Here is a 26,308-nt window from a genome sequence, read left to right on the forward strand (position 1 = left end):
GAAGACGCCTGGCCATCCGGCGCCTCGGTGCCCCTCGCAGAAACGGAAACGCCCCATGCCTCCCAAGACCTCCTCCCGCTCCGCCGTCAAGCCCGACGCGGACAAGGGCAAGGCGCTCGACAACGCGATCGCGCAGATCGACCGTTCCTACGGCAAGGGCGCCGTCATGCGCCTGGGTGACCAGGCCCGTGCCCCGATCGAGATCATCCCCACCGGCGCCACCTCGCTGGACGTGGCCCTCGGCATCGGCGGACTGCCGCGTGGCCGCATCGTCGAGATCTACGGCCCGGAGTCCTCGGGCAAGACGACGGTCGCCCTGCACGCGGTGGCCAACGCGCAGAAGGCCGGCGGCGTCGCCGCCTTCATCGACGCCGAGCACGCGCTCGACCCCGAGTACGCCCGCAAGCTGGGCGTCGACACCGACGCGCTGCTCGTGTCGCAGCCCGACAGCGGCGAGCAGGCGCTCGAGATCGCCGACATGCTGATCCGCTCCGGCGCGCTCGACATCATCGTCATCGACTCCGTCGCGGCGCTCGTGCCCCGCGCCGAGATCGACGGCGAGATGGGCGACAGCCACGTCGGCCTCCAGGCCCGGCTCATGAGCCAGGCGCTGCGCAAGATGACCGGCGCGATCAACGGCTCGGGCACCACGGCGATCTTCATCAACCAGCTGCGCGAGAAGATCGGCGTCATGTTCGGCAGCCCCGAGACCACCACCGGTGGCAAGGCGCTGAAGTTCTACGCCTCGATCCGGCTCGACGTGCGACGCATCGAGACGCTCAAGGACGGCACCGACATGGTCGGCAACCGCACCAAGGTCAAGATCGTCAAGAACAAGCTCGCGCCGCCGTTCAAGATCGCCGAGTTCGACATCATGTACGGCCAGGGCATCAGCCGCGAGGGCAGCCTGATCGACCTCGGTGTCGAGACGGGCATCGTCCGCAAGGCCGGCGCCTGGTACACCTACGACGGCGACCAGCTGGGCCAGGGCAAGGAGAACTCGCGCAACTTCCTGCGCGACAACCCCGACCTCGCCGAGGAGCTCGAGAAGCGCATCAAGGAGCACCTGGGTGTCGGGCCCAACGTGGCCGAGCCGGCCGACGAGGTCGCGGCGGGTGCCGTCGACGCGGCCGAGGCGGACGACGCCACCGCGTTCTGATGTCGCTCCCGCACGACCCGCAGCAGGACCTGCCGGAGGCGGACACCGAGTCGTTCGCCCGGCAGATCCTGCTGCAGCGGCTGACCGACCAGCCGCGCAGCCGCGCCGAGCTCGCCGAGTCGCTGGCCAAGAAGAACGTCCCGGCCGACGTGGCTCAGCGCCTGCTCGACCGGTTCGAGGAGGTCGGCCTGATCGACGACGCCGCCTTCGCCCGCATGTGGGTGGAGTCGCGGCAGCGGTCGAAGGGCCTCGGTCGGTCGGCCCTCGCGCGCGAGCTGCGCAAGAAGGGCATCGACGACGAGCTGGCCGGCGAGGCGCTCGAGCTGGTCGACACCGACACCGAGGTGCAGGCCGCGCACCGGCTCGTCCAGAAGAAGCTGCGCAGCATGCAGGGCCTGGACCAGACCGTGAAGACCCGTCGGCTGACCGGCATGCTCGCCCGCAAGGGCTACTCGCCCTCGGTGGCGTTCTCGGTCGTCCGCGAGGAGCTCGGGTCCGAGTTGGAGCCGCGGGAGTCCCTCTGAGTCGTTGACGGCGCCCCCGTCGGCTCCTACCGTCGAGGGGACGAGAGGCGGAAGGCCATGGCGGCTGTCGTGCTGGTCGGGACGCGCAAGGGACTGTTCGTGGGGCGGTCCGACGATCGTGAGCGCTGGGACTGGGACCCGCTCGCCTTCTCCATGGAGGAGGTCTACTCGGTCGGTGTGAGCCCGCACGGCTCGCCGCCTCGCCTGTTCGTCGGCACCACCAGCTGGCCCTTCGGGCCCCGCCTGATGCGGTCGGACGACCTGGGCGCGTCCTGGCAGGAGCCCAAGCGCGCGTTCGGCTTCCCGCCCGGTTCCGGTGCCATCGTCGAGCGCATCTGGCAGGTCCAGGCCTCGCCGGTCGACCCGGACGTCGTCTGGGCCGGCACCCAGCCCTCGGCCCTGTTCCGCTCCGGCGACGGCGGCGAGACGTTCGACCTGGTGCAGGCGCTGTGGGACCACCCGCACCGTGCCGACTGGGAGCCGGGCGCTGGTGGCCAAGCCATCCACACGATCCTGCCGCACCCCACGGACCCGGACGTCGTGACGGTGGCGATGTCGACCGGTGGCGTCTATCGCACCGAGGACGGCGGGGCGTCGTGGAACCCCCGCAACCACGGCATCGCGGTGCCGTTCATGCCGGGGGAGACGCCCGAGTACGGCCAGTGCGTGCACAAGGTGGCGGTCGACGCCGGCGGCCCCGACCGCATGTACGCCCAGAACCACGGCGGGGTGTACCGCACCGACGACGCCGGCCGGTCCTGGGCGCGCATCAGCGAACCGTTGCCGGCCGAGTTCGGGTTCCCGGTGCTCGCGCACCCACGGCGTCCCGGGACTGCGTACGTCTTCCCGCTGAGCGCGGACATCGAGCGCTTCCCGCCCGGCGCCAGGCCCAGCGTCTGGCGCACCGAGGACGCGGGCGACACCTGGCACGAGCTCCACGCCGGGCTGCCCGACGAGGCGTACACCGTGGTGCTGCGCGACGCGCTGTGCCACGACGGCGCCGACCCGCTGGGCCTGTACGTGGGCACGCGGCACGGGGCGGTGTGGTCGAGCACCGACGAGGGGGAGTCGTGGCACGAGATCCGGGCCAACCTGCCTGAGGTCGTGTGCGTCCGGGCCCTGACCTTCTGACACCACCCGCGGTTACCTACGGGTAACGTACGCGCCATGACCGCGACCTACGACATGTACCGGCGCATCACGGCGCTGCCGAAGGGCGACTGGCTCTTCTCGACGCTGTTCGGCCGCAAGGCGCCGTACTTCCGCACCATCAAGATGCGGGTGCGCTCGGTCGAGCCGCACCGCGCCGAGCTGATGCTGCCCAAGCGCAAGGCGGTGCACAACCACATCGGAACCGTGCACGCCATCGCCGTCTGCAACGGCCTGGAAGCCGCCATGGGTCTGCTGGCCGAGGCGACGGTACCGGACGACGCGCGCTGGCTGCCGAAGGGCATGGACGTCAGGTACCTGGCCAAGTCCACGACCGACCTGGTCTGCACGGCCACCACGACGCCCGAGGACTGGGCCCAGGCGCCCGACGTGCCGGTGACGGTGCGGGCGACCCGCGCCGACGGCACGGTCGTCGTCGAGGGCACGATCCACCTCTGGGTCACGCCGAAGTCCTGACCCCGGACGTACGAGGGCCCCGGCACCGATGGTGCCGGGGCCCTTCTGCGTCAGGGGTTCAGAGAGCGGTGCCGCTGTCGAGGCGACGGTTCTCCAGGTCCATGGCCGTGCGACCGGCGTCATTACCAGCCACCTTGGGGGAGCGGTTGATACGTCCCTCGACCCAGTTGCCGAACCAGCTCAGCAACAGGTTGAGGATGATGTAGATGACGGCGAGCACGAGGGCCGTCGCGAGGTAGTTGCCGAACGTCCGCCAGATCTCGCGACCGGCCACGGTGAGGCCGGACGCGGTGATGACGTAGCCCAGCGACGTGTCCTTGAGCGCGACGATGCACTGGCTGATGAGCGACGGGATCATGATCCGGATCGCCTGGGGCAGCTGGATGATCCGGGTGACCGCGGTCTTGCGCAGGCCCAGCGCGTAGCCGGCCTCCACCTGTCCGCTCGGGACGGCGTTGATGCCGGCCCGGAAGATCTCCGCCAGCACCGAGCCGTTGTACAGCACGAGGCCGGCGACCAGGGGCCAGATCGTGTAGAGCGGGTAGCCGGCCAGCGCCCAGATGAAGATGATCAGCAGCAGGAGCGGGACGGCACGGAAGAACTCGACGAACAGCCACGCCGGCCAGCGGACGATCCGGTGGTCGGACAGCTTGGCGACACCGAGGATCACGCCGAGCACGACGGCACCGGCGATGGCGAGTGCTGCCGAGATCACGGTCCACATCAGGCCCTCGAGGAGGACGTTGATGTAGACCGGGGTGACGAACGGCTCCCAGTTCTGGGCCGTGAAGAGGTCCTCGGTGTAGAGCTTCCAGATCGCGAGCCCGAACAGGACCACGAGGGCCACGACCGTCAGGCCGCCGATGACGCGGTGGCGTCGGCGAGCCTTCGGGCCCGGGACGTCGAACAGGACGCTGGTCATCGAGACACCACCTTCCAGCGACGCTCGATCAGGTAGGCGACCAACGAGATGACCTCCACGATGACGACGTAGCCGAGGCCGATGCCGAAGAAGATCCACCACCTGTCAGTGGCGTGGTCGTTCAGCAGGCCCCTCATCCGGAAGGTGGCCTCAGCGATGCCGAAGGCCCCCGCGAGGGAGGTGTTCTTCACCAGGGCGATGAGCACGCTGGCGACCGGCGGGACGATCAGGCGTCCGGCCTGGGGCAGCACGACCTGGGTCATGGTCATGCCGAACGGCATGCCGATGGCTCGAGCTGCCTCGGCCTGGCCGACCGGGACGCCGTTGATGCCCGAGCGCAGGGCCTCGGCGATGAACGTCGAGGTGTAGATGCCCATCGCGATGGTGATGAGCGGGAAGAACCCGGGGTTGATGCCGATGTCCGGCATGCCGTAGTACGCGATGATGATGAGGATCAGCAGCGGCGTGTTCCGGAACAGGGTGACGTAGACCGTTCCGAACCCACGCAGGATGCCGACCGGGCTGACGCGGGCGATCGCCACGAGCACGCCGATCACGAGCGCGTAGGCGCCCGAGACCACCGTGAGCTGCAACGTCTTCCAGAATCCGTCGAGGATCAGGCTGGCGTTGTCTACCAGGACGTCCATCTCATCCTTTCCATGGCGATCAGGCCCGCGTCAGCGGGTCGTGCGGAGCGTGCTCAGGCGCAGGCGTCGAGCTTCGGCGCCTCGGGCACCTCGTTGCCGGACTTGCCCAGGGTCGCGTCGAACGCGTCCTCCCAGGAGCCGTCCTCGAACGCCTTCGTCAGGGAGTCGTTGATGAAGGTGCACAGCTCGGGGGAGTCCTTGCTGTAGCCGATGCCGTAGCGCTCCTCGGAGAAGGGCTCGCCGACGACCTTGAGCGCGTCCGGGTCCTGGGCGGCGTAGCCGAGCAGGATCGAGCCGTCGGTCGTGACCGCGTCGACCGAACCGTTCTTGAGCTGCTCGACGCACTCGGAGTACGTGTCGAAGCCGGCCGGGGTGACGTCGTACTTCTCCTCGATCGTCTTGATCGGGGTGGAGCCGGTGACCGAGCAGACCTTCTGGCCCTTGAGGTCCTCGGGGCCCTTGATGTCGCTGTCGGCGGCGACGAGCAGCTGCTGGCCGGTGAGGTAGTACGGGCCGGCCTGGCCGACGACCTGACGACGCTCGTCGGTGATCGAGTAGGACGCCAGCACGAAGTCGACGGTGCCGTTCTGCAGGAAGGGCTCACGGTTGTCCGAGATGGTCTCGACCCACTCGATGTCCTTGGGCTCGAGGCCGAGCTGGCCGGCGAGGATCTTGCCCATCTCGGGGTCGAAGCCGGTCGGCTCGTCCGAGCCGGCGGCCTTGAAGCCGATGCCGGGCTGGTCGAACTTGACGCCGATCTTGACCTTGCCGGCCTCGGCGATCTCGGCCATGCGGGTGCCCGCGTCGAACTCGGGGCTGTCGACGACCTCGTAGTCGTTGTCGGCGGCCTCGGTCGTGTCGTCGCCGGCGTCGCCACAGGCGGCGAGCGTCAGCAGGGCAGCGGCGCCGAGCGCCGCGAAGCGGGTGCTGATCTTCATTGTTCCCCCAGGGGTTGAGTGGGTGGTCAGTGCTTGAGGATCTTGCCCAGGAAGTCCCGGGCGCGCTCCGACTGCGGGTGGTCGAAGAATTCCTGCGGCGTGTTCTGCTCGACGATGCGTCCGTCGGCCATGAACACGACGCGGTCGGCGGCGGTGCGGGCGAAGCCCATCTCGTGGGTGACCACGATCATCGTCATGCCGTCGCGGGCCAGCGCGGTCATCGTGTCGAGGACCTCGCTGATCATCTCGGGATCGAGGGCCGAGGTGGGCTCGTCGAAGAGCATCACCTTCGGCTGCATCGCCAGGGCGCGGGCGATGGCGACGCGCTGCTGCTGGCCGCCGGACAGCTGCGCGGGCAGCTTCTGGGCCTGCGAGTCGACGCCGACGCGCTTGAGTAGCTCCATCGCGCGGGCCTCGGCGTCGGCCTTCTTCTCGCCGCGGACCTTGATCGGGCCCAGCGTGACGTTCTCGAGGATCGTCTTGTGCGCGAAGAGGTTGAACGACTGGAAGACCATGCCGACGTCCGCGCGCAGCTGGGCGAGGGGCTTGCCCTCGGCCGGCAGCGGCTGGCCGTCGAGCGTGATCGTGCCCTCGTCGATCGTCTCGAGCCGGTTGATCGTGCGGCACAGGGTCGACTTGCCCGACCCGGAGGGGCCGATCACGACGACGACCTCGCCCTGGGCGACCTCAAGGTCGATGTCCTGGAGCACATGCAGGGAGCCGAAGTGCTTCTGGACGCCCTGCATGGCGACCATCGGGGTGGAAACCATGGCGCACAACCTATCGGTCCCACTGGTCGAGACGACAACCGGAACCGCGATCGTCACCAAGACGCAACGAAGCCGGCCGGACACGAGGTCCGACCGGCTCCGTGCCGAGCGTCGCCGCTACTCGCGGTAGCGCGGCTGGCTCTGCGGGTTCAGCTCGTCGAACTTCACCCGCTCCGCCCCGCGGATCCGGCGGTCGTCGACCTTGAACACGTCGAAGCCACGCTGGATCTCGTTGGAGTAGATGTAGCCGTTGTAGTAGTACGTCGACCACGGGCCGGCCGTGACCAGCTCGTTCGCGTCGTAGGGACCGCGGTCGTGCCAGGCGATCTCCTTCGGGTTGGCCGAGTCGGTGAAGTCGAACATCGACCAGCCGCCCTGGTACCAGGCCTGGACCATGATGTCCTTGCCCTTCACCGGGACCAGCGAGCCGTTGTGGGCGACGCAGTTCTCGGTGTTGGCCTGGGTGCGCGGGATCTTGTAGTAGCTCTTGAACTCAAGCTTCCCGCGGCGGGTGATGTCGTAGATGCCGTTGGCGCCCTTCTCCGGGCCGACCGTCGGGTTGCAGGTCGGCGCGCCGCCGCCACCGAGCTCGTCGGTGAAGACGACCTTGGTCGCGTCGTTGTTGAACGTCGCCGAGTGCCAGAACGCGAAGTTGTCGTCGCGCACGTCCTCGGTGACGACCGGCTTCTCGCGGTCGGAGATGTCGAGCAGGATGCCGTCACCCATGCAGGCGCCGGCCATGATGTCCTTGCTCGGGTAGGCCGTGAGGTCGTGGCAGCCCGACGTCGCGCGGGTGTAGCCGTTGCCCGGGTTGCCGCCGTCGGGGAAGAGCACCGGGACGTTCACCAGCGAGGCCTTCTCCGGCTTCTCGGTCGGGATCTTCACGACGCCGATCGAGTCCAGCGGAGGCTGGCAGTCCGGGTAGGTGGCGCTGGGCGAGTACGAGGACACGTAGACGTAGAGGTCCTCGCCCCGGTGTCCCTTGCCGCCCTTCTTGTCGTGGCCCCAGCCGCCCTTGCGGGCCTTGGGCGCCAGCGTGTGGGTGTGCGAGCCGCACGGCGTCTCGACCGCCGACACGTACTCCGGCACGCGCGGGTTGGAGATGTCGAAGACCTTGATGCCCTCCCACGAGTCCTTGATCGTGGCCGACTGCGCGGTGCTCTCGCACGAGTCGTCCGAGCGAGACGAGTCGGTGCTCAGCACCAGCAGGTCGCCGTAGACCGAGACGTCGTTCTGCGAGCCGGGGCAGACGACCTGCGACAGCACCTTCGGCTTGGCCGGGTTCTTGAGGTCGTAGACGGTGAAGCCGTTGTAGTTGCCCGCGTAGGCGTACCGGCCGCTGAACGCCAGGTCGCTGTTGAGCGCGTCCACGGTGGCGAACGAGCCCTGCTTGGGGATCGTCTTGAGCCGGCGGACGTTGCTGCTGGACTGCTCGTCCGCCTCGGCGTCGAGCTTCGTGCCGCGGTCGTTCATGCGGGCGATGTCGTTGCCGGGGACGCAGTTGCCGGCGCGCCGGTCGGCGTCCGACAGGGCCGGGAAGTCCTTGCAGGGATCCTCGGTCGTGCTGGTGTCGTCGGCCGCCGCGCCGATCGGTGCGAGCAGCGCCGTGGTGAGGGCGCCGGCTGCGGCCAGGGTGAGAAGAGCCGTTCCTGAGGCTCTGGAGCGCGAGATACGCATGTGTGGTTCCTTCCCCCGAAGTGTTCGTATCGTCGTCTCGCGGAACGGGCAGGCACAAGACCCTGGTGCAAAAAGTTTTGCGCCGTTAACCTCGGCGGGACGAAGCCGTCGGCCGGGGGGATGACGATGACGAGCAGGATCGGGGCCGCGCTGTGCGCGGTCGTGCTGCTGGGGACCGCTGCGTGCAGCGGCGACGACGACCGTCCGACGGTGGACGGCACGATCGTCCAGCCGGGCAAGCCGGGGGAGGACTCGCGGACGCTGGACGAGGCGCCCGAGGTCGAGCCCGCGGACGCCAACGACGCCGACATCGCCTTCGCCCAGATGATGGTGCCGCACCACGCCCAGGCGCTGGAGATGGCCGCGTTCGCGCCCCGCGCGGGAGGTGGCGAGGGCGTCCGGACGTTCGCCGAGCGCATCGCGGCGGCGCAGAAGCCCGAGATCGTGCTCATGTCGAGCTGGCTCACCAAGCGCGGTCAGGACGCCCCGACCGCCGAGCAGATCGACAAGGGCGAGCTCGGCCCGCTGTCGATGGACGCCCACGACCACCACGGCTCGCACGCGTCGATGGACGACATGCCCGGCATGGCGTCCGAGGCGGACCTCGAGCGGTTGTCGCAGGCGAAGGGCGAGGCGTTCGACAAGCTCTTCCTGGAGCTGATGATCATGCACCACCAGGGCGCCATGGAGATGGTCGACGAGGTGCTCGCCGAGGGCAGCGACCAGGAGCTCAACGAGCTCGCCGCCGGCATCGGCGCCGACCAGTCGGCCGAGACCGACCGCATGCGCCAGATGCTGGAGGCGATGTAGTCAGGCGCCCGACCGCGGATGCGGGGGACGCCGGATCGCGGACGTACGATGGTGCGGCCATGACGAAGACGTATGAGGTGCGCACCTACGGGTGCCAGATGAACGTGCACGACTCCGAGCGGCTCTCGGGCCTGCTGGAGACCGCCGGCTACGCGAAGGCCGCCGGCGACGCCGTGCCGGACCTCGTCGTGTTCAACACCTGCGCGGTGCGCGAGAACGCCGACAACAAGCTGTACGGCAACCTCGGCCACCTCGCGTCGGTCAAGGCCAAGAACCCGACCATGCAGATCGCGGTCGGCGGCTGCCTGGCGCAGAAGGACCGCGCCACGATCACCGAGCGCGCGCCCTACGTCGACGTCGTGTTCGGCACCCACAACATCGGCTCGCTGCCGGTGCTGCTGGACCGCGCCGCGATCGAGCGCGAGAGCCAGGTCGAGATCCTCGAGGCGCTCGAGGTCTTCCCGTCCACGCTGCCGACCAAGCGCGACTCGGTCTACTCCGCGTGGGTCTCGATCAGCGTCGGCTGCAACAACACCTGCACGTTCTGCATCGTCCCGGCGCTGCGCGGCAAGGAGAAGGACCGCCGCCCCGGCGACATCCTGGCCGAGGTGCAGGCGCTCGTGGACGACGGCGTCGTCGAGGTGACGCTGCTGGGCCAGAACGTCAACGCGTACGGCGTCGAGTTCGGCGACCGGCAGGCGTTCGCGAAGCTGCTGCGCGCGTGCGGCGACATCGAGGGCCTGGAGCGCGTCCGCTTCACCAGCCCGCACCCCAAGGACTTCACCGACGACGTCATCGCCGCCATGGCCGAGACGCCCAACGTCATGCCGCAGCTGCACATGCCGCTGCAGTCGGGCTCGGACCGCGTGCTCAAGGCGATGCGTCGCTCGTACCGCAAGGAGAAGTTCCTCGGCATCCTCGACCGGGTGCGCGAGGCGATGCCGCACGCGGCCATCACCACCGACATCATCGTCGGCTTCCCCGGCGAGACCGAGGAGGACTTCCTCGAGACGATGGACGTCGTGCGCCGCGCCCGGTTCAGCAGCGCGTTCACGTTCCAGTACTCCCAGCGCCCCGGCACGCCCGCCGCGACGATGGACGACCAGCTGCCCAAGGCGGTCGTCCAGGAGCGCTACGACCGGCTCATCGCCCTGGTCAACGAGGTCGCCTACGAGGAGAACAAGCGGCTCGAGGGCACGACGGTCGAGCTGCTCGTCGCCGACACCAGCGGCAAGAAGGACGGCGCCACGTCGCGGCTCACCGGGCGCGCCCGCGACAACCGGCTCGTCCACTTCGTCACCGGCGGCGCCGAGGTGCGTCCGGGCGACATGGTCGAGGTGACGATCACCAAGGGGGCGCCGCACCACCTGGTCAGCGACGTCCCGCCGGCCTCGATCCGTCGCACGCGTGCCGGCGACGCCTGGGAGGCCCGTCAGGGACGTACCGAGGTGCGCTCGGTCGGCCTGGGCATGCCGAGCATCGGGGCGCCCGCGCCGCTGCCGGCCGCCGACGTCCCCGCCTGCGCGCTCTGACGCGTCGCGGCGCGATTGCGCCGCGGTCGTCCGGGTACCGGGAGTGAGTCACCTGACTCGCTTCCGGAGGTCCCATGAGCAGCACCCAGCAGGACGCACCCCGCCTCGTCGCCGACCTGGTCGTGGAACGACTCCTGGCCTGGGACGTCCACCGGGTCTTTGGCTACTCCGGTGACGGCATCAACGGGCTCATGGGCGCGCTGCGCCGGGCCGGGGGAGACCCCGCGTTCGTGCAGGCGCGGCACGAGGAGAACGCCGCGCTCATGGCGGTGGGGCACGCGAAGTACACCGATGGCGTCGGCGTGGTGGTCAGCACCCAGGGGCCGGGGGCCGTCCACCTGCTCAACGGGCTGTACGACGCCAAGCTCGACCACCAGCCGGTCGTCGCGATCGTCGGGCAGCAGCCGACCACCGCCCTGGGCTCGGAGTACCAACAGGAGATTGACCTGACCGCGCTGTTCAAGGACGTCGCGGCCCAGTACGTGCAGGCCGTGCTGGCGCCGGAGCAGGCGGCGATGGTCGTCGACCGGGCGTTTCGCACTGCTTTGGCAACCCGGTCGCCCTGCGTCGTCGTCCTGCCGCACGACGTCCAGGTCGCCGAGGCGCCGGAGCAGCCGCCGCACGAGCACGGCGTCGTGCCGACGGTGCCGCAGTGGCGTCCGCCGCGGGTGCTCCCGGCCGCGGACGACCTCGCCGAGGCCGCCGCGGTGCTGAACGCGGGCGAGCGGGTCGCGCTGCTCGTCGGCCAGGGCGCGCGGGACGCCGGCGAGCAGGTGCGCGCGGTCGCCGAGCGGCTCGGCGCCGGCGTGACCACGAGCCTGCTGGGCAAGCCGTGGTGGGACGAGACACTGCCGACCAGCTGCGGCGTGATGGGGCACCTGGGCACCACGGCGTCCGGCTGGCTGCTCGACGAGTGCGACACCCTGCTGATGATCGGCACCAACGACCCGTGGACCGAGTTCTACCCGGCGCCCGGACAGGCCCGCGCCGTCCAGGTCGACCTCGACGGGCGCCACCTCGGCAACCGCTACCCGATCGAGGTGGGACTGGTCGGCGACGCCGCCAGGACGCTCGACGCACTGCTCCCGCTGCTGGACGAGCGCACCGACCACGCTTGGCGCGACCAGGTGGTGGAGCAGGTCGAGCGGTGGCACACGATCGCCGAGGAGCGAGCCCAGGGACCGGCTGATCCGCTGAGCCCCGAGCGGGTCGTGCGAGCGCTGTCGTCACGGCTCCCGGCGGACGCCCAGGTCAGCGTCGACGTCGGCTCGGTGACCTACTGGTACGCCCGGCACCTGACTCTGCCGCCGGGCGTGCAGGCGCACCTGTCGTCCACCCTCGCGTCCATGGGCTCGGGGCTGCCGTACGGGCTGGCGGCCAAGCTGCAGTGGCCCGGACGCCCGGTCGTCGCGCTCGTCGGCGACGGCGCCATGCAGATGAACGGTGTCGCCGAGCTGATCACCGTCGCCAGCCGCTGGCGCGACTGGGACGACCCGCGCTTCGTCGTGCTCGTCCTGCACAACGGCGACCTCGCCGAGGTGACCTGGGAGCAGCGAGAGACCGAGGGGGATCCCCGCTTCGACACGAGCCAGGCGCTGCCGCACTTCCCGTACGCGGGCTACGCGGACCTGCTGGGCCTGCGTGGCATCCGGGTCGAGCGTCCCGAGGACGTCGACGCCGCCTGGGACGACGCCCTGGCCGCCGACCGTCCGGTGGTCATCGAGGCGGTGGTCGACCCGGACGTCCCGCTGCTGCCGCCCTTCCCGGCCGGCGAGCAGATGCTGGAGAGCTACCACCGGGCGCTCGACCTCGAGGGCGACGACCACGCCCGGGCGCTGCTCGACGGCCAGGCCGAGCAGGAACAATGACCCTCGTGACCGACGAGGGATGGACCGGGGGAGCGCCCGGCTCGAGCGAGCGCGAGACCCAGCAGGTCGAGGGCACCGAGCTGCGCTTCATGTGGGACTACGGCGTCACCGTGCCGCTGTGGGACGCGACCGGCCTGCTGCCGGACGACCGGGAGTGGCTGGTTACCGCCCTCGGCCTGGACCGAAGCCTCGTCGACGAGCTGCAGGCGTGGGGCGAGGCGATGGAGCACCTGGACGCGAACCCCCGGCTCGGCACGCCCAAGGCCTACCGCGACCTCGACCGGCAGGCCAAGAAGCTGGTCGTCCGGCTGCAGGACGAGCTGGCCGGACGCTTCACCGTCACCTACGTGTCCTGGTAGACGTCCGGCAGGATGGCCCTCATGGGAATCGCGATCACCGGTGACACCGAGGCCGACCAGCTGCTGACCGACGACCCGTTCGCGCTGGTCATGGGCATGCTGCTGGACCAGCAGTTCCCGATGGAGCGCGCGTTCTCGGGCCCGGCGCGGCTGCGCGAGCGGTTCGGCAGCCTCGAGCCGGCCACCATCGCCGACGCGGACGCCGAGTCGTTCGCCGATCTGTGCGCCGAGCCGCCGGCCGTGCACCGCTACGCCCGCTCGATGGCCGGACGCATCCAGGCCCTGGCCCGCATCGTCGTCGACGAGCACGACGGCGACGTCACCCGGCTCTGGACCGAGGCGTCCAGCGGCAAGGACCTGCTCAAGCGCATCAAGGCGCTGCCCGGCTTCGGCGAGCAGAAGGCCAAGATCCTGCTCGCGCTGCTGGCCAAGCAGAAGGGCGTCCGGCCCGACGGCTGGGAGGAGGCCGCGGGCGACTACGCCCAGCCCGGCTACCGGTCCGTGGCCGACGTGGTCGACGCCGACTCGCTGCAGAAGGTGCGGGCCTACAAGAAGGAGAAGAAGGCGGCCGCGAAGTGACGGCTGCCGTCGCGGTGGTGCCCTCGGCGCCGCTGCCGGTGCTAACGAGGGCTAGTGCGCAGGAACCTTTGGGCGCGGTCCTGCAGGCGTTTGCTGGTTAACGGGTCCTTCGCCACCCGGTCGAGGAGGACGGCTCCGGTGCGCTGCTGCACGTACGCAAACTCTTCGCGAACGATCTGCAGCAGTTCCGTCAATCTCGACGGCTCTGGAAGTCCCTCAATCCGCGCGATGTCGCGAGATTTCGGGTGATCCTTACGAGTCGCCGCGACTGCGGCCAGCATAGCTAGGTGAAAGACGAAGTCCTCGTGCTCGCGCGGCGCAGACCGCTTCAGGAAGGCTTCGCAGTGGCGGACGAGTTCGATTGCGTACGAGTACAGCTGAATCGGGTGCTCTTCGTTGAAGACTAGTGGATAGATTTCATTATCGAAGATCCGCGACGAAGCACCGCGCGCCAAATGAGGAACCTGAACAAGGGTCGACATCACGGCTTGCCCCATTTGATCGATGCTTACGAGCTGCGTCAGCGCTATGGATCGATTGTGGTAGTAGTTCTTTCGGCGCTCGTAGAAAAGGCCGCGCTTTTGCAGATGCTCTTCGATCTGCCGCTGGACCTTGTCCGTCGCCCGCAGCGCGCTGGTGCCAAGAGCCGTTTGGCTGTTTGTGGCTTGGATGATGCTGTCACGAACGCGGTCGTCATCCGCTTGGATCACCTTCACCAACACGCTTCGGTTCTCTTGGAACGAAGCCGCAGTCCCGCGCTTGTAAATCTCGTGAGACGTCTGCAGGCCGTTCACGATCTGTGGCGATTCAAGCTTCAGCAATTTACTCGCTGGCTGCACCTTGTCGGCCACGATAGTGACTCCGTTGTTGAGCCACCAGAAGTCGACTTCTCTGTTTTCGTGTTCAAGGGTAGCTTGGATGCTCTTGTTTACGCCTGTGTCTCCCTCGTAGTCGCGCACGTTCGCTTCGAAGATCGAGGCGTCGAGCTTGCCAGTTGCGTCTGTGATAAATCGTTGATACTCGCTGAGTTTGACAACCCCGATATATCCGCCAGTCGTATCCGTGCTGATCGGATTCTCAGCCAGCGCCAACTCGCGGGATACGGGCGGACGATCTCTGGCCATGTCCGCGATATCCGCCGCGTCGAGGAAGTGGACCATGGGTTCGCAAGTCTTGAAGCAGGTCAGAAGGCAGTCACGCAGCAGGATTGCCTTCGATTCGACGTTCGCGTGAACCATTTCGGCTCGAAGTGCAGCAAACGAGCAGAATATCCGAAGTTTCGGCATTTCAAGCGAGCGGTACAACTTGAGGAAGCGGCGTGTGATCTCAAGCACCCGCGGGTTAAATCTATTAGCCAGTTCGTCCTCGTCGCGCCCAAAATCGAGCAGTTGAGGGATGTGAATGATCAACTTCTCGATGGCGGATTCTCCGAAGCCTTTGGAATCCTTGGTTTGCATAAAGATAAGGTCAACTTGCGCGTCGCGTCCCAGTGCGTGCAACTCGGCGTCATCTCGGACACAGAACCCGTTCACGAATATGTAGATGTTGTCGATTCCACCGTCGAGCGTCCCGTCCACGATTCCCGCGAGAAGGTCGTCGTGGGTCGGCCTGTAGGTCCGGAGATAGTGCTTCGCCACGAAATACGCCTCTTGTGTCGGCTTGTCTAGCGCGGACGTTTCCGATCGTGAGTTTTCGATCATGTCTGACAACAGAATTACGTCGTTGGCGCTCATTTTTCCCTCTCGTGGCGAACGAGATCCGACCATACGAGTCAACGTTGCGTCCGCGCGGCTTTTTGAAGAATCTGGTGCGGAATCGGAACAGAGGTAAGATGCCAACGTGACATGCCCCGTCGCGGTGGTGCCCTCGGCGCCGCTGCTGGTCCCCGGCCTCGGCGGGGGACAGGACCCGCTCGCCCCGCTGCGCGTCACCTGCCTGGACGTCGTCCGCTCCGTCGTGAAGGACGCCTCGCGGGTCGTCGTGCTGGCGTCCGAGGGGGACGACCGCGACGAGTCGGCCGGCGGAACGCTCGCCGCGTGGGGTGTGGACGTGCGGGCCGGGGGCGACGAGCTGGTGCTGCCGCTGGGCCACACGGTCGGTGCGTGGCTGCTGGACGCGACGGGCTGGACCGGGCCGCGCCGCTACACGTCCGCGGTGCCGGTGATCGAGGAGGGCGTGGCCCTGCTGGTCGTGGCCGACGGCACCGCCACCCGCGACATCACGTCGCCGGGCTACGAGGACGTCCGCGCGGTCCCGTACGACCACGGGCTCGCCGAGGCGCTGGCCTCGGGCGACGCCGCACGACTGGCCGGGCTGGACCTCGACGAGGCGGCCGAGCTGTGGTGCCACGGGGCACCGGCGCTGCAGCGTCTGGGGGAGGCCGCGTCCGGGCTCGAGGTCGAGGGCGAGCTGGTCGCGTACGAGGCGCCGTTCGGCGTCGGCTACCTCGTCGGCCGTTGGAGCGTCACCACGTCCTGAGACCGTCTCGGGTTCCTGCGCCGCCACGGCCCCAGGAGAACCGACAGATCCCCGGCACATTCGCCGGGGATCTGTCGGTTTACCCGGGGCCCCAGGTAAACCGAACCGTGCGTTGGGGCCCCTCAGCGCGGGGCGACGCGGCCGTCGGGGCCGTCGCCGCGGTGCTGCTGGCCGAGCTTGTCGACGCCGTCCTTGGCCTTGCCGGCGGCACCGGTGATGCGCGTGCCGTGCTTGCCCTTGGTGGCGCGGTCGGCCGCCTGGGCCGCCTTGTCGATCGCACCGTCGATCTTGTCGTTGTGCGTGGCGGCCGCCTCGGCCGCCTTCCGCTTGAGCTCCGGTGCGTGCCGAGCCAGCTTGCCGAACAGTCCCACGACGACCTCCGAGGGGGATGGGGCACGACCGGGCGCCGCGCCTCGTGCCGCCAACGTATCTGGGAGGATCCAGCCATGCCTCCCGTCGTCGCCGTCGTCGGCCCCACCGCCTCGGGGAAGTCGGACCTGGCGATCGACCTCGCGGTGCGGCTCGGCGGCGAGATCGTCAACGTCGACGCGTACCAGGTCTACCGCGGCATGGACGTCGGCACGGCCAAGACGCCGGTCGACGAGCGCCGCGGCGTCCCGCACCACCTGATCGACGTCATGGACGTCACCGAGACCGCCTCGGTCGCCGAGTTCCAGCACATGGCGCGCGCCGCCGTCGCCGACTGCCACGCCCGCGGCGTCGTGCCGGTGCTGGCCGGCGGATCAGCCCTGTACGTGCGCGCCGTGCTCGACCCGCTCGACTTCCCCGGCACCGATCCCGAGGTGCGGGCCCGCTGGGACGCCGTGCTCGAGACCCAGGGTCCCGAGCACCTGCACGCGCTGCTCGCCGAGCGCGACCCCGCGGCCGCGGCCCAGATCCTGCCCACCAACGGACGCCGCCTGGTCCGCGCGCTCGAGGTGGTCGAGATGACCGGCTCGTTCACCGCCACGATGCCCGGCCACCAGGCGGTCTACGACGACGTCGTCATGATCGGGCTCGAGGTGCCGCGCGACGTCCTGGATGTCCGCATCACCACGCGCGTCGACCGCATGTGGGAGGCCGGCCTGGTCGACGAGGTGCGCTCGCTGCTGCCCGCCGGGCTCGCCGGCTCGCCCACCGCCAGCCGGGCCCTGGGCTACCAGCAGGTGCTGGCGTTCCTCGCCGGCGACATCACCGAGGACGAGGCGCGCGAGCAGACCGTCACCGGCACGCGCAAGTTCGCCCGGCGTCAGGAGCGGTGGTTCCGCAAGGATCCGCGCATCGCCTGGCTGCCCCACGACGCCGTCGACCTCGGCGATCGTGCGGAACGGCTCGTAGACTGGAAGGCATGACCTTTTCCTGGGCCAAGGGCCACGGCACCGAGAACGACTTCGTGCTGCTGCCCGACGCCGACGGCCGCGTCCACGGCGACCTCGACCCCGCGTTCGTCGCGGCGCTCTGCGACCGCCGCCGGGGCCTGGGCGCCGACGGCGTGCTGCGCGTCGTCCGCACGTCCGCGGTCGGCGAGGCCGGCGACGGGCAGGGCGAGGCCGAGTGGTTCATGGACTACCGCAACGCCGACGGCTCGGTGAGCGAGATGTGCGGCAACGGCGTGCGCGTGTTCGCCCGCTATGTCGCCGACCACGAGCTCGTCGACACCGACCGGCCGCTCCCGATCGGCACCCGTGACGGCATCAAGACCGTGACCTTCGACGGCGACGCGATCAGCGTCGACATGGGCGTGCCCGAGCTCGGCGGCGTCTCCAAGGTGACCGTCGAGGGCCGGACGTTCGAGGCCGACGAGGTGCACACCGGCAACCCGCACGCCGTCGCCCAGGTCGCCAGCCTGGACGACGCGGGCACCCTGCTGGAGGAGCCCGGCTACGACCGCGCGGTCTACCCGCACGGCGTCAACATCGAGCTGGTCGCGCGCCGCGGCCCGCAGCACGTGGCGATGCGCGTGCACGAGCGCGGGTCGGGCGAGACCCGATCCTGTGGCACCGGGGCCTGCGCGGCCGCGGTCGCCAGCATGTCGGCCGACGGCGTCGCGCTGCCGGCCACCTACCGCGTCGACGTCCCCGGTGGACGTCTCGACGTGACCTGGACCCCCGAGGGCCGAGTCGTCCTGACCGGCCCCGCCGAGATCGTCGCCGAGGGCGAGATGGAGTGGTTGCGTGGCTGAGCACGACGAAGAGCTGGGTACCGAGGACCTGGAGCTGGAGGAGCGCAACTCCCTGCGCCGCGTGGGGGGCCTGCGCACCGAGCTCGAGGACATCACCGAGGTCGAGTACCGCCAGCTGCGCCTGGAGCGCGTCGTGCTCGTGGGCGTCTGGACCGAGGGCAGCGCCGAGGACGCCGAGAACTCGCTCGCCGAGCTGAAGCTGCTCGCCGAGACCGCGGGCTCGGAGGTGCTGGACGCGCTCATGCAGCGCCGCCAGAAGCCGGACGCCGCCACCTACATCGGCAGCGGCAAGGTCGAGGAGCTCAAGGCCGCGGTGCAGGCCACCGGCGCCGACACGATCATCTGCGACGGTGAGCTCGCGCCCAGCCAGATGCGCAACCTCGAGGACCGCACGAACGTCAAGGTCGTCGACCGGGTTGCGCTGATCCTGGACATCTTCGCCCAGCACGCGAAGAGCGCCGAGGGCAAGGCGCAGGTCGAGCTGGCCCAGCTGCAGTACCAGACCCAGCGCCTGCGCGGCTGGGGCGGCAACCTGTCGCGCCAGGCCGGTGGACGCGCCGCGGGCGGCGAGGGCATCGGTGGCCGTGGCCCCGGTGAGACGAAGCTCGAGACCGACCGTCGCCGCATCCAGGCCAAGATGGCCAAGCTGCGCCGCGAGCTCGAGGGCCTGCGCACCACCCGCGACACCAAGCGCGCCAACCGCAAGCGCAACTCCGTGCCGGCCGTCGTCATCGCCGGCTACACCAACGCCGGCAAGTCCAGCCTGCTGAACCGCCTGACCGGTGCGGGCGTGCTGGTCGAGGACGCGCTGTTCGCGACGCTCGACCCGACCACGCGGCGCAACCAGACGTCCGACGGCCGCATCTACACGCTGTCCGACACCGTCGGGTTCGTCCGGCACCTGCCGCACCAGCTCGTCGAGGCGTTCCGCTCGACGCTGGAGGAGGTCGCCGACGCCGACCTCGTGCTGCACGTCGTCGACGGCTCGCACCCCGACCCGGCCGGCCAGCTCGCCGCCGTCCGCTCCGTGTTCGCCGACGTCGACGCGCTGCAGGTGCCCGAGATCGTCGTCATCAACAAGGCCGACGCCGCCGACCCGTTGGTGATCAAGCGCATCCTGGCCACCGAGCCGCACGCGGTCGTCGTCAGCGCGCGCACCGGCGAGGGCATCGACGAGCTGCTGGCCGCGATCGAGGCCGACCTGCCCCGCCCGGCGCAGCACGTGGACGTGGTCCTGCCCTACGACCGGGGCGACCTGCTGGGCCGCATCCACACCGAGGGCGAGATCGAGGCGCTGGAGCACGAGGGCGACGGCACGCACGTCCAGGCCCGGGTCAACCCCGAGCTGGCGCACGCGCTGTCGGAGTACTCCCGCTAGTCCTGCGACGGTGTGGACCGGGCTCCCCGGCCCCCACCGTCCGGCGACTACGCTCGTCCCCGTGCCCACCCCCGACGTGAAGACCGTGCTGCAGGCTGCCGTCGACGCGGTCGGGGGAGCCGAGCGGCCCGGTCAGGTCGCGATGGCCGAGGCCGTCGCGCAGTCGCTGGGCGACGGCGAGCACCTGCTCGTGCAGGCTGGCACCGGCACCGGCAAGTCGCTCGGCTACCTCGTCCCGAGCCTGCTGCACGAGGGCCGCGTCGTCGTCGCCACCGCCACGCTCGCGCTGCAGCACCAGCTGGTCGAGCGCGACCTCCCGGCGCTGGCCGAGGCCGCCGCGTCGACGATGGAGACGGTGCCGCGCTACGCCGTGGTCAAGGGACGCTCGAACTACGCCTGCCTGCACCGCGTCCGCGAGGGCGCCCCGGACGACCAGGGCGTCCTGGTCGAGGTGCCCGAGGGCACGCTCGGCTCCGAGGTCGTGGCCCTGCGCGAGTGGGCCGAGGAGGAGTCGTCCAGCCGGGGCGTGGGTGACCGCGACGCCGCCCCGCGGCACTCCGAGCGCGCGTGGCGGGCGGTCAGCGTCAACCACCGTGAGTGCCTGGGCGCCAGCCGCTGCCCGTACGCCGAGGAGTGCTTCGCCGAGCGGGCCCGTGCCGAGGCCTGGAACGCCCACGTCGTCGTCACCAACCACGCGATGCTGGCCATCGACGCGGTCGACGGCGTGCCGATGCTGCCCGACCACGACGCGGTCGTGGTCGACGAGGCCCACGAGCTCGCCGCCCGGGTCACGCAGGCGTCGACCGCCGAGCTCGGGCCGGTGCTCGTCGAGCGCGCCGCCCGGCGGGCGCGCAACCACGTCGAGGGCAACGAGGCCGACGACCTCACCGAGGCCGCCGACGCCCTCTCCGAGGCGCTGGCGCACGTCGAGGCCGGACGCATCGACGCCACCCCCGAGCACCTGCAGATGGCGCTGGAGAACGTCCGCGACGCCGCCCGCGCGTGCCTGTCCGCTTTCCCGCGCGAGAAGCCGTCGGCCAAGGACGACGAGGTCGACCCGGGCAAGCAGCAGGCCCAGGCCCACGTCACCGAGGTGCGCCGCATCGCCGAGCGCATGACCGGCAAGGGCGACACCGAGGTGCTGTGGGTCAGCGACGGCCCCGGCCGCGGCGGGCCGCAGCTGCACGTCGCGCCGCTCGACGTCGCGTTCAGCCTGCGCGACAAGCTGTTCAGCGCCAAGACGGTCGTGCTGACCAGCGCGACGCTCACCGTCGGTGGCACGTTCGACTCCACCGCCCGGGGCCTGGGACTGGTGCCCGGCGACGAGGTGCTGCCGTGGCGCAGCCTCGACGTCGGCTCGCCGTTCGACTACGGCCGCCAGGGCGTGCTGTACGTCGCCAAGCACCTGCCCGTGCCCGGTCGCGACGGACTCGTGGACGCCCAGCTCGACGAGATCGCCGAGCTCGTGGAGGCGGCCGGCGGACGCACGCTCGGGCTGTTCTCGTCGCGGCGGGCCGCCGAGCGCGCGGCCGAGGCCACGCGTGAGCGGCTGCCCGACCTGGAGATCCTGTGCCAGGGCGACGCTCAGCTGAGCGACCTGCAGCGCCGGTTCGCCGAGGAGCCGTCCACCTGCCTGTTCGGCACCCTCAGCCTGTGGCAGGGCGTCGACCTGCCCGGCGACACGCTGCAGCTGGTGCTCATCGACCGCATCCCGTTCCCGCGGCCGGACGACCCGTTGATGAGCGCCCGGCAGCGCCTGGTCGAGAAGCGTGGTGGCAATGGCTTCATGTCGGTGGCCGCCACGCACGCCGGCCTGCTGCTCGCCCAGGGCGCCGGCCGGTTGATCCGCCGCTCCACCGACCGCGGTGTGGTGGCGATCCTCGACCCGCGCATCGCGACCGCCCGCTACGGCGGCTTCCTGGCGGCGTCGCTGCCGCCGATGTGGCGCACCACCGATCCGCAGGTCGTCCGCCAGTCGCTGCGCCGGCTCGACGCCGCCGCCACGGACGGGGCGGCGGCGCGCTGACTAGGCTGGCGGCATGACGTTCTTGGTGACGGGTGGTGCCGGGTACATCGGGTCGCACGTGGTGCGCGCGTTCACGGAGGCAGGGCTGGACGTCGTCGTCGTCGACGACCTGTCGAGCGGCCACCGCGAGTTCGTGCCGGACGACGTCCCGTTCGCCGAGACGTCGGTGCTCGACACCACGACGCTCGAGCGCTTCATGAAGGCCCACGACGTGCAGGGCGTCGTCCACCTGGCCGCGTTCAAGTACGCCGGCGTCTCGGTGGAGCGCCCGCTGCACACCTACGAGCAGAACGTGCAGGGCACCGCCAGCCTGCTGACCGCCATGGACGCGGCCGGGGTCGACCGCATCGTGTTCTCCTCCAGCGCCGCCGTCTACGGCACGCCCGACACCGACCTGGTCACCGAGCAGACCGCCACGACGCCGGAGTCGCCGTACGGCGAGTCCAAGCTGGTCGGGGAGTGGCTGCTGCGCGACGTCGGCCGCGCGTCGTCGCTGACCCACACCTCGCTGCGCTACTTCAACGTCGTGGGCTCGGCGACGCCGGACCTGTACGACAGCAGCCCGCACAACCTGTTCCCGCTCGTCGTGCGGGCCCTGCGGGAGGGACGTCGGCCGCGCATCTACGGCGACGACTACCCGACGCCGGACGGCACCTGCGTGCGCGACTACGTGCACGTGGCCGACCTCGCGGACGCCCACGTGGCTGCGGCCCGCCGGCTGGTGGCCGGCGAGCCGATCGAGCCCTTCTACAACCTCGGCAGCGGCGACGGTGTGTCGGTGCGGCAGATCATGAGCGCGTTCGCCGCGGTGACCGGCACGGACGTCGACGCCGAGGTGGTGCCGCGACGCCCGGGCGACCCGGCCCGCATCGTGGCGTCGGGCAAGCTGGCCGCGCGCGACCTCGGGTGGACGATGCGGCACACCCTGGAGCAGATGGTGGCCTCGGCCTGGGAGGCCGCGCGCGACTGAGCGGTCAGACCCGGCGCAGGACCGCGGTGACCTTGCCCAGGATCGTGGCGTGGGTGCCGTCGATGGGGGAGTAGTCGTCGTTGTGCGGCAGCAGCCAGACCTTGCCGTCCTTGCGCTGGAAGGTCTTCACCGTGGCCTCGCCGTCGAGCATCGCGGCGACGATCTCGCCGTTCTCGGCGACCGGCTGCTGGCGCACGACGACGTAGTCGCCGCTGCAGATGGCCGCGTCGATCATCGAGTCGCCCTGCACCTCGAGCAGGAAGAGCGTGCCGTCGCCGACGAGCGACTTGGGCAGCGGGAAGACGTCCTCGACGCGCTCCTCGGCCAGGATCGGGCCGCCGGCCGCGATCTTGCCGACCATCGGGACGTACGTGGCGTCGGGGCGCTCGTCGCGTGAGCCCGTCTCGTCGACGACGTGCTCGACGACGGCCGGCGCCGGCGTGGGGGCGGTCGGACGGACCGCGCCGCCGGGCGCGAACACCTCGAGGGCGCGGGGGCGGTTCGGGTCGCGCCGGATGTAGCCGAGCCGCTCGAGCGACTTGAGCTGGTGCGACACGGACGAGGTGCTGACCAGGCCGACCGCCGCGCCGATCTCGCGCATGCTCGGCGGGTAGCCGCGGTCGCTGATCTGCTCACGCAGGAACTCCAGGACGCGTCGCTGCCGCGGGGTCAGGCCGTGCTCGTCGGCGGGACCGTCGGGGAGCTCGCGGACGTCGGTGTCATCGCTCATGACAGGACGGTAGCGCGTTCGAACGGGTCAGATCAAACATATGTTCGACATGGCGCGGCGCGTGTCGCAGCGGATCCCGCACGGCACAGGCCCGGGATACCAGTCGTTTTCGAGCGTGGCCGACGTCACGTCGGAGAAAAGTCGAAAAGATGTTCGATTCGGACTGGTGCTTGTCGGTGGTCGTCTGTATTGTCAAACACGTGTTCGATCGAACGCCTGTTCGCACCCGAATGACATCCCGTACGCTCCGGCGTCCGGTCGGACGCACCAAGACAACCGACGCCGTCTCACTTCCCCCTCGGAGGCACTCATGAGCACCATCTCCCTGCACGCCCCGGCCGTCCGCTCGCACGCTCCCGTGCGGCTCACCACGCGCGGCAAGGTCGTGCTCCTCGTGGTCGCGCTCGTGGCGATGTTCGCCCTGGCCGTCGCGATGGGGTCGACCACCGCGGCCACGTCCGACGCCGGCGTGGCCGTCGAGACGACCGAGGTCACCGTCCAGCCGGGCGAGACGCTGTGGCAGATCGCCGGTGCGGCGAACCCCGACGGCGACCAGCGCGAGACGGTCGACCAGATCATGAAGCTCAACGCGCTCGAGTCGGCGTCCGGCCTGCAGATCGGCCACAAGCTGGCCGTGCCGGTCTACTCGGAGTAGTCCGACGAGCGGGGCCCCGTGCTGCTGGGAAGGCGGCGCGGGGCCCCTTCTGCGTTCAGGCGCGGGCCGCGCCGGTGAGGGACAGACCCTCGAGCGCGTAGAGCACGCTGCCGATCGACGACGAGCGGGCGCCCAGGGCGGCCCGCTCGACGCGTACCTGGGCGGCCACGGGGGCGAGGGCGTGGCGGCGCAGTCCGTCGCGCACGCCGTCGATGAGCGGGGCGCCGGCGTCGGACAGGTCGCCACCGATGACCAGCAGCTCGGGGCCCAGGACGTTCGCGAGCGCCGCGGCGGCTCGGCCCAGGTAGCGCCCGGCGTCCTCGATCAGGCGCTGCGCACCGGTGTCGCCGTTGTTGGCCAGGGCGACGAACTCGCGCACCGAGAGCTGGGCCCGGATCGGGGCGAACTGCGTGGTGAGCGCGGATCCGCCCACGTAGGCCTCCAGGCACCCGCGGCTGCCGCAGCGGCACAGCGGCCCGGTCTCGTCCATCGTCATGTGGCCGAGCTCGCCGGCGGTGCCGATGCCGCCGCGGTAGACACGTCCGTCCAGCACCAGGCCGCAGCCGACGCCGGAGGAGAGCTTGAGGTAGGCCATCGACGACGTGCCGCGCCCGGCGCCGAGCGCGTGCTCGGCGAGCGCGCCGAGGTTCGCGTCGTTGTCGGCGCGGGTCGGCACGCCGAACTCCTTCTCCGCGGCATCGGCGGCATGCACGCCGATCCAGCCGGGCAGGATCGATCCGGAGTCGATGACACCGTCGGCGCCCAGGGGAGCGGGCAGTCCGATGCCGACCGCGTGCAGCGAGCCGGCGTCGGCCTCGGCGGCGAGCAGGCGGTCGAGCATGCGGTGCGCGAGCGCGAGGCCGTCCTCGTGGGCGTGGTCGTTGTCGAGCGGCTCCTGGGCCGTGACGAGCACCCGTCCGCCCAGGTCGCCCAGGCTCACCTGGACGTGCGAGTGGCCGAAGTCGACGCCGCCGACCAGGCCCGCGCGGCGCGAGATGGCGACCGTCGCGCCGCGTCGTCCGGCTCCTCCGGTGGTCGTGAGCAGCCCGGCGGCGACGAGGTCCTTAACGATGCTGGAGACGGTCGCGGGGGCCAGGCCGGTGTCGCGGGCGATGTCGGCCTGGCTCAGCTCCTGGTGCTGGCGCAGGGCGTGGACGACACGCACCTGGTTCGCGGCACGGAGGCTGGCGGCGGTGCCCGGGGACGACATGAGCGTCACTGTGAGGCAAGCCACTCGTTGTCGTCAAGTGTCGAATGCAAGACTGGCGCGACCGGCGCTACTCTCTCGTTTTGTCTTCAAGTGTTGACGACAAAGCGTGTGACGTATGACACTGGCTCACGTCTCGCCCCGCGCGAGGTGGATCAGACCGTGACGGCAACCCCCGCCGTCCAAGACCTGGAGGAACGCGTGAACCGACTCACCCGCGCAGCCGTCATGGCTGTGGCAGCGAGCACCTCGCTCGCGGCGCTCGCCGCGTGCGGTGCGAACGACGAGGGCTCCGACGGTGGCGACAAGGGCAAGACGATCGCCCTGCTGCTGCCCGAGACCAAGACGACCCGTTACGAGGCCTTCGACCGCCCGCTGTTCGAGGCGAAGGTCAAGGACCTCTGCGACGACTGCGACGTCAAGTACCTCAACGCCGACCAGGACGCGTCCAAGCAGCAGGAGCAGGCCGAGTCCGCGCTGACCGACGGTGCCTCCGTGCTCGTCGTCGGCGCCGTCGACGGCAAGGCCGCCGAGGGCATCGTCAAGTCGGCCCAGTCCAGCGACGTTCCCGTCGTGGCCTACGACCGTCTCATCACCAACGCCGACTACTTCGTCTCGTTCAACAACGAGCGCGTCGGCGAGCTCCAGGGCGAGGCCCTGGTCGAGGCGACCGGCGGCAAGGGCGACATCCTCATGCTCAACGGCGCCCCGACCGACCCGAACGCCGGCGACTTCAAGAAGGGCGCCCACAGCGTCCTGGACGCCAGCGGCCTCAACATCGTCGCCGAGTACGACAACCCGGACTGGAGCCCCGAGAACGCCCAGGAGTTCACCAGCACGCAGCTGAGCAAGATCGACGCTGCCGACCTGGCGGGCGTCTACGCGGCCAACGACGGCCAGGCCGGCGGCGTGTTCGCCGCGCTGCGTGGCAACGGCGTCACCAAGATGCCCCCGATCGTCGGTCAGGACGCCGAGCTCGCGGCCATCCAGCGCATCGTCGCCGACCAGCAGTTCATGACGGTCTACAAGCCGATCAAGGCCGAGGCCGAGAAGGCCGCCGAGCTGGCGGTCAACCTGGTCGACGGCAAGGAGGCCAGCGACACCACGGACTTCCGTGGCGTGCCGTCCTACATCCTCGACCCGATCAAGGTCACCAAGGAGAACATCAACGACACCGTCGTCAAGGACGAGTTCTACAGCGTTCAGGACATCTGCACCGGCGAGTACGCGGACGCGTGCACGGCGGCCGGCCTGAGCTGATCCACGGACCT

The 26,308-nt window shown here is 70.1% G+C and carries 26 protein-coding genes; 17 read left to right on the forward strand and 9 right to left on the reverse strand.

Going from position 1 to position 26,308, the window contains the following annotated elements:
- The first annotated feature begins 55 nt into the window (after positions 1 to 55).
- The 4 genes from recA to HGAM_RS10395 are packed head-to-tail and all read left to right on the forward strand — an operon-like array spanning position 56 to position 3,309.
- Positions 56 to 1,159 carry a recombinase RecA gene (gene recA / locus HGAM_RS18805; protein WP_019145423.1) on the forward strand — a complete coding sequence of 368 codons (1,104 nt, stop codon included), beginning with the start codon at positions 56 to 58 and terminating at the stop codon, positions 1,157 to 1,159.
- Entirely contained in the window at positions 1,159 to 1,683 is a 525-nt protein-coding gene (locus tag HGAM_RS18810) for a regulatory protein RecX (protein WP_019145424.1), read from the forward strand. The genes recA and HGAM_RS18810 overlap by 1 nt, the downstream gene beginning before the upstream one ends.
- A gap of 57 nt (positions 1,684 to 1,740) precedes the next feature.
- Positions 1,741 to 2,814 (forward strand): WD40/YVTN/BNR-like repeat-containing protein, encoded by a 1,074-nt coding sequence (locus HGAM_RS10390; protein ID WP_019145425.1) that lies wholly within the window; start codon positions 1,741 to 1,743, stop codon positions 2,812 to 2,814.
- A 36-nt stretch (positions 2,815 to 2,850) separates the two neighbouring features.
- On the forward strand, positions 2,851 to 3,309 hold the full coding sequence (locus HGAM_RS10395; protein WP_019145426.1) for a hotdog fold domain-containing protein: 459 nt from the start codon (positions 2,851 to 2,853) through the stop codon (positions 3,307 to 3,309).
- A 58-nt stretch (positions 3,310 to 3,367) separates the two neighbouring features.
- Here the strand turns inward: HGAM_RS10395 and HGAM_RS18815 are convergent, their stop codons facing one another.
- The 5 genes from HGAM_RS18815 to HGAM_RS10420 form a co-directional block, all read right to left on the reverse strand.
- Entirely contained in the window at positions 3,368 to 4,231 is an 864-nt protein-coding gene (locus HGAM_RS18815) for an amino acid ABC transporter permease (RefSeq protein WP_019145427.1), read from the reverse strand.
- Positions 4,228 to 4,878, reverse strand: a complete 651-nt coding sequence (locus tag HGAM_RS10405) for an amino acid ABC transporter permease (protein WP_019145428.1) — start codon at positions 4,876 to 4,878, stop codon at positions 4,228 to 4,230. The genes HGAM_RS18815 and HGAM_RS10405 overlap by 4 nt, the downstream gene beginning before the upstream one ends.
- 53 nt (positions 4,879 to 4,931) lie before the next feature.
- On the reverse strand, positions 4,932 to 5,816 hold the full coding sequence (locus HGAM_RS10410; protein WP_019145429.1) for a glutamate ABC transporter substrate-binding protein: 885 nt from the start codon (positions 5,814 to 5,816) through the stop codon (positions 4,932 to 4,934).
- Positions 5,817 to 5,842: 26 nt separating this feature from the next.
- Positions 5,843 to 6,571 carry an amino acid ABC transporter ATP-binding protein gene (locus tag HGAM_RS10415; protein WP_019145430.1) on the reverse strand — a complete coding sequence of 243 codons (729 nt, stop codon included), beginning with the start codon at positions 6,569 to 6,571 and terminating at the stop codon, positions 5,843 to 5,845.
- Positions 6,572 to 6,703: 132 nt separating this feature from the next.
- Entirely contained in the window at positions 6,704 to 8,263 is a 1,560-nt protein-coding gene (locus HGAM_RS10420) for an LVIVD repeat-containing protein (protein WP_019145431.1), read from the reverse strand.
- A gap of 126 nt (positions 8,264 to 8,389) precedes the next feature.
- On the opposite strand from HGAM_RS10420, the gene HGAM_RS18820 reads away from it, so the two are divergent.
- From HGAM_RS18820 to HGAM_RS10445, 5 genes are all read left to right on the forward strand, one after another.
- Positions 8,390 to 9,073, forward strand: coding sequence for a DUF305 domain-containing protein (locus HGAM_RS18820; protein WP_172636440.1), 684 nt, complete (start codon positions 8,390 to 8,392; stop codon positions 9,071 to 9,073).
- Positions 9,074 to 9,132: 59 nt separating this feature from the next.
- On the forward strand, positions 9,133 to 10,605 hold the full coding sequence (miaB, locus tag HGAM_RS10430) for a tRNA (N6-isopentenyl adenosine(37)-C2)-methylthiotransferase MiaB (protein WP_019145433.1): 1,473 nt from the start codon (positions 9,133 to 9,135) through the stop codon (positions 10,603 to 10,605).
- Positions 10,606 to 10,679: 74 nt separating this feature from the next.
- Positions 10,680 to 12,473 carry a thiamine pyrophosphate-requiring protein gene (locus HGAM_RS10435; protein WP_019145434.1) on the forward strand — a complete coding sequence of 598 codons (1,794 nt, stop codon included), beginning with the start codon at positions 10,680 to 10,682 and terminating at the stop codon, positions 12,471 to 12,473.
- Between the two features lie 5 nt (positions 12,474 to 12,478).
- Positions 12,479 to 12,832, forward strand: coding sequence for a hypothetical protein (locus HGAM_RS10440; RefSeq protein WP_147543655.1), 354 nt, complete (start codon positions 12,479 to 12,481; stop codon positions 12,830 to 12,832).
- A 21-nt stretch (positions 12,833 to 12,853) separates the two neighbouring features.
- Positions 12,854 to 13,411, forward strand: coding sequence for an HhH-GPD-type base excision DNA repair protein (locus tag HGAM_RS10445; RefSeq protein ID WP_019145436.1), 558 nt, complete (start codon positions 12,854 to 12,856; stop codon positions 13,409 to 13,411).
- Positions 13,412 to 13,452: 41 nt separating this feature from the next.
- Here HGAM_RS10445 and HGAM_RS10450 read toward each other — a convergent pair whose 3' ends face one another.
- Positions 13,453 to 15,144: an AIPR family protein gene (locus HGAM_RS10450; protein ID WP_019145437.1), complete on the reverse strand. Its 1,692-nt coding sequence runs from the start codon at positions 15,142 to 15,144 to the stop codon at positions 13,453 to 13,455.
- Between the two features lie 106 nt (positions 15,145 to 15,250).
- Between HGAM_RS10450 and HGAM_RS10455 the strand changes: the two genes are divergently transcribed.
- On the forward strand, positions 15,251 to 15,889 hold the full coding sequence (locus HGAM_RS10455) for a class III extradiol ring-cleavage dioxygenase family protein (protein ID WP_038951736.1): 639 nt from the start codon (positions 15,251 to 15,253) through the stop codon (positions 15,887 to 15,889).
- A 122-nt stretch (positions 15,890 to 16,011) separates the two neighbouring features.
- On the opposite strand, the gene HGAM_RS10460 is transcribed toward HGAM_RS10455, so the two are convergent.
- Positions 16,012 to 16,260, reverse strand: coding sequence for an antitoxin (locus HGAM_RS10460; RefSeq protein ID WP_019145439.1), 249 nt, complete (start codon positions 16,258 to 16,260; stop codon positions 16,012 to 16,014).
- Between the two features lie 75 nt (positions 16,261 to 16,335).
- Here HGAM_RS10460 and miaA point away from each other — a divergent pair, with 75 nt between their 5' ends.
- The 5 genes from miaA to galE all read left to right on the forward strand — a co-directional run bounded on the left by miaA (position 16,336) and on the right by galE (position 22,445).
- Positions 16,336 to 17,241, forward strand: a complete 906-nt coding sequence (gene miaA / locus HGAM_RS10465) for a tRNA (adenosine(37)-N6)-dimethylallyltransferase MiaA (protein ID WP_019145440.1) — start codon at positions 16,336 to 16,338, stop codon at positions 17,239 to 17,241.
- Entirely contained in the window at positions 17,238 to 18,071 is an 834-nt protein-coding gene (gene dapF, locus HGAM_RS10470; protein ID WP_019145441.1) for a diaminopimelate epimerase, read from the forward strand. The genes miaA and dapF overlap by 4 nt, the downstream gene beginning before the upstream one ends.
- A complete protein-coding gene (gene hflX, locus HGAM_RS10475; protein ID WP_019145442.1) occupies positions 18,064 to 19,449 on the forward strand; it encodes a GTPase HflX in 1,386 nt (461 codons plus the stop codon). Before dapF ends, hflX begins: the two co-directional genes overlap by 8 nt.
- Positions 19,450 to 19,510: 61 nt before the next feature.
- Positions 19,511 to 21,475 (forward strand): ATP-dependent DNA helicase, encoded by a 1,965-nt coding sequence (locus HGAM_RS10480; protein ID WP_019145443.1) that lies wholly within the window; start codon positions 19,511 to 19,513, stop codon positions 21,473 to 21,475.
- 13 nt (positions 21,476 to 21,488) lie between these two features.
- A complete protein-coding gene (gene galE, locus HGAM_RS10485; RefSeq protein WP_019145444.1) occupies positions 21,489 to 22,445 on the forward strand; it encodes a UDP-glucose 4-epimerase GalE in 957 nt (318 codons plus the stop codon).
- A 4-nt stretch (positions 22,446 to 22,449) separates the two neighbouring features.
- Here the strand turns inward: galE and lexA are convergent, their stop codons facing one another.
- The gene (lexA, locus tag HGAM_RS10490; protein ID WP_019145445.1) at positions 22,450 to 23,175 is read right to left on the reverse strand and encodes a transcriptional repressor LexA; all 726 of its coding nucleotides are present in this window, start codon (positions 23,173 to 23,175) and stop codon (positions 22,450 to 22,452) included.
- A 310-nt stretch (positions 23,176 to 23,485) separates the two neighbouring features.
- Between lexA and HGAM_RS20635 the strand changes: the two genes are divergently transcribed.
- Entirely contained in the window at positions 23,486 to 23,830 is a 345-nt protein-coding gene (locus tag HGAM_RS20635) for a LysM peptidoglycan-binding domain-containing protein (RefSeq protein WP_019145446.1), read from the forward strand.
- Positions 23,831 to 23,885: 55 nt separating this feature from the next.
- Here HGAM_RS20635 and HGAM_RS10500 read toward each other — a convergent pair whose 3' ends face one another.
- A complete protein-coding gene (locus tag HGAM_RS10500) occupies positions 23,886 to 25,040 on the reverse strand; it encodes an ROK family transcriptional regulator (RefSeq protein ID WP_019145447.1) in 1,155 nt (384 codons plus the stop codon).
- Between the two features lie 198 nt (positions 25,041 to 25,238).
- On the opposite strand from HGAM_RS10500, the gene HGAM_RS10505 reads away from it, so the two are divergent.
- A complete protein-coding gene (locus HGAM_RS10505; protein WP_245532114.1) occupies positions 25,239 to 26,297 on the forward strand; it encodes a sugar ABC transporter substrate-binding protein in 1,059 nt (352 codons plus the stop codon).
- Positions 26,298 to 26,308 lie beyond the last annotated feature (11 nt).

It is taken from the genome of Aeromicrobium massiliense JC14 (genome assembly GCF_000312105.1).
Taxonomy (GTDB): domain Bacteria; phylum Actinomycetota; class Actinomycetes; order Propionibacteriales; family Nocardioidaceae; genus Aeromicrobium; species Aeromicrobium massiliense.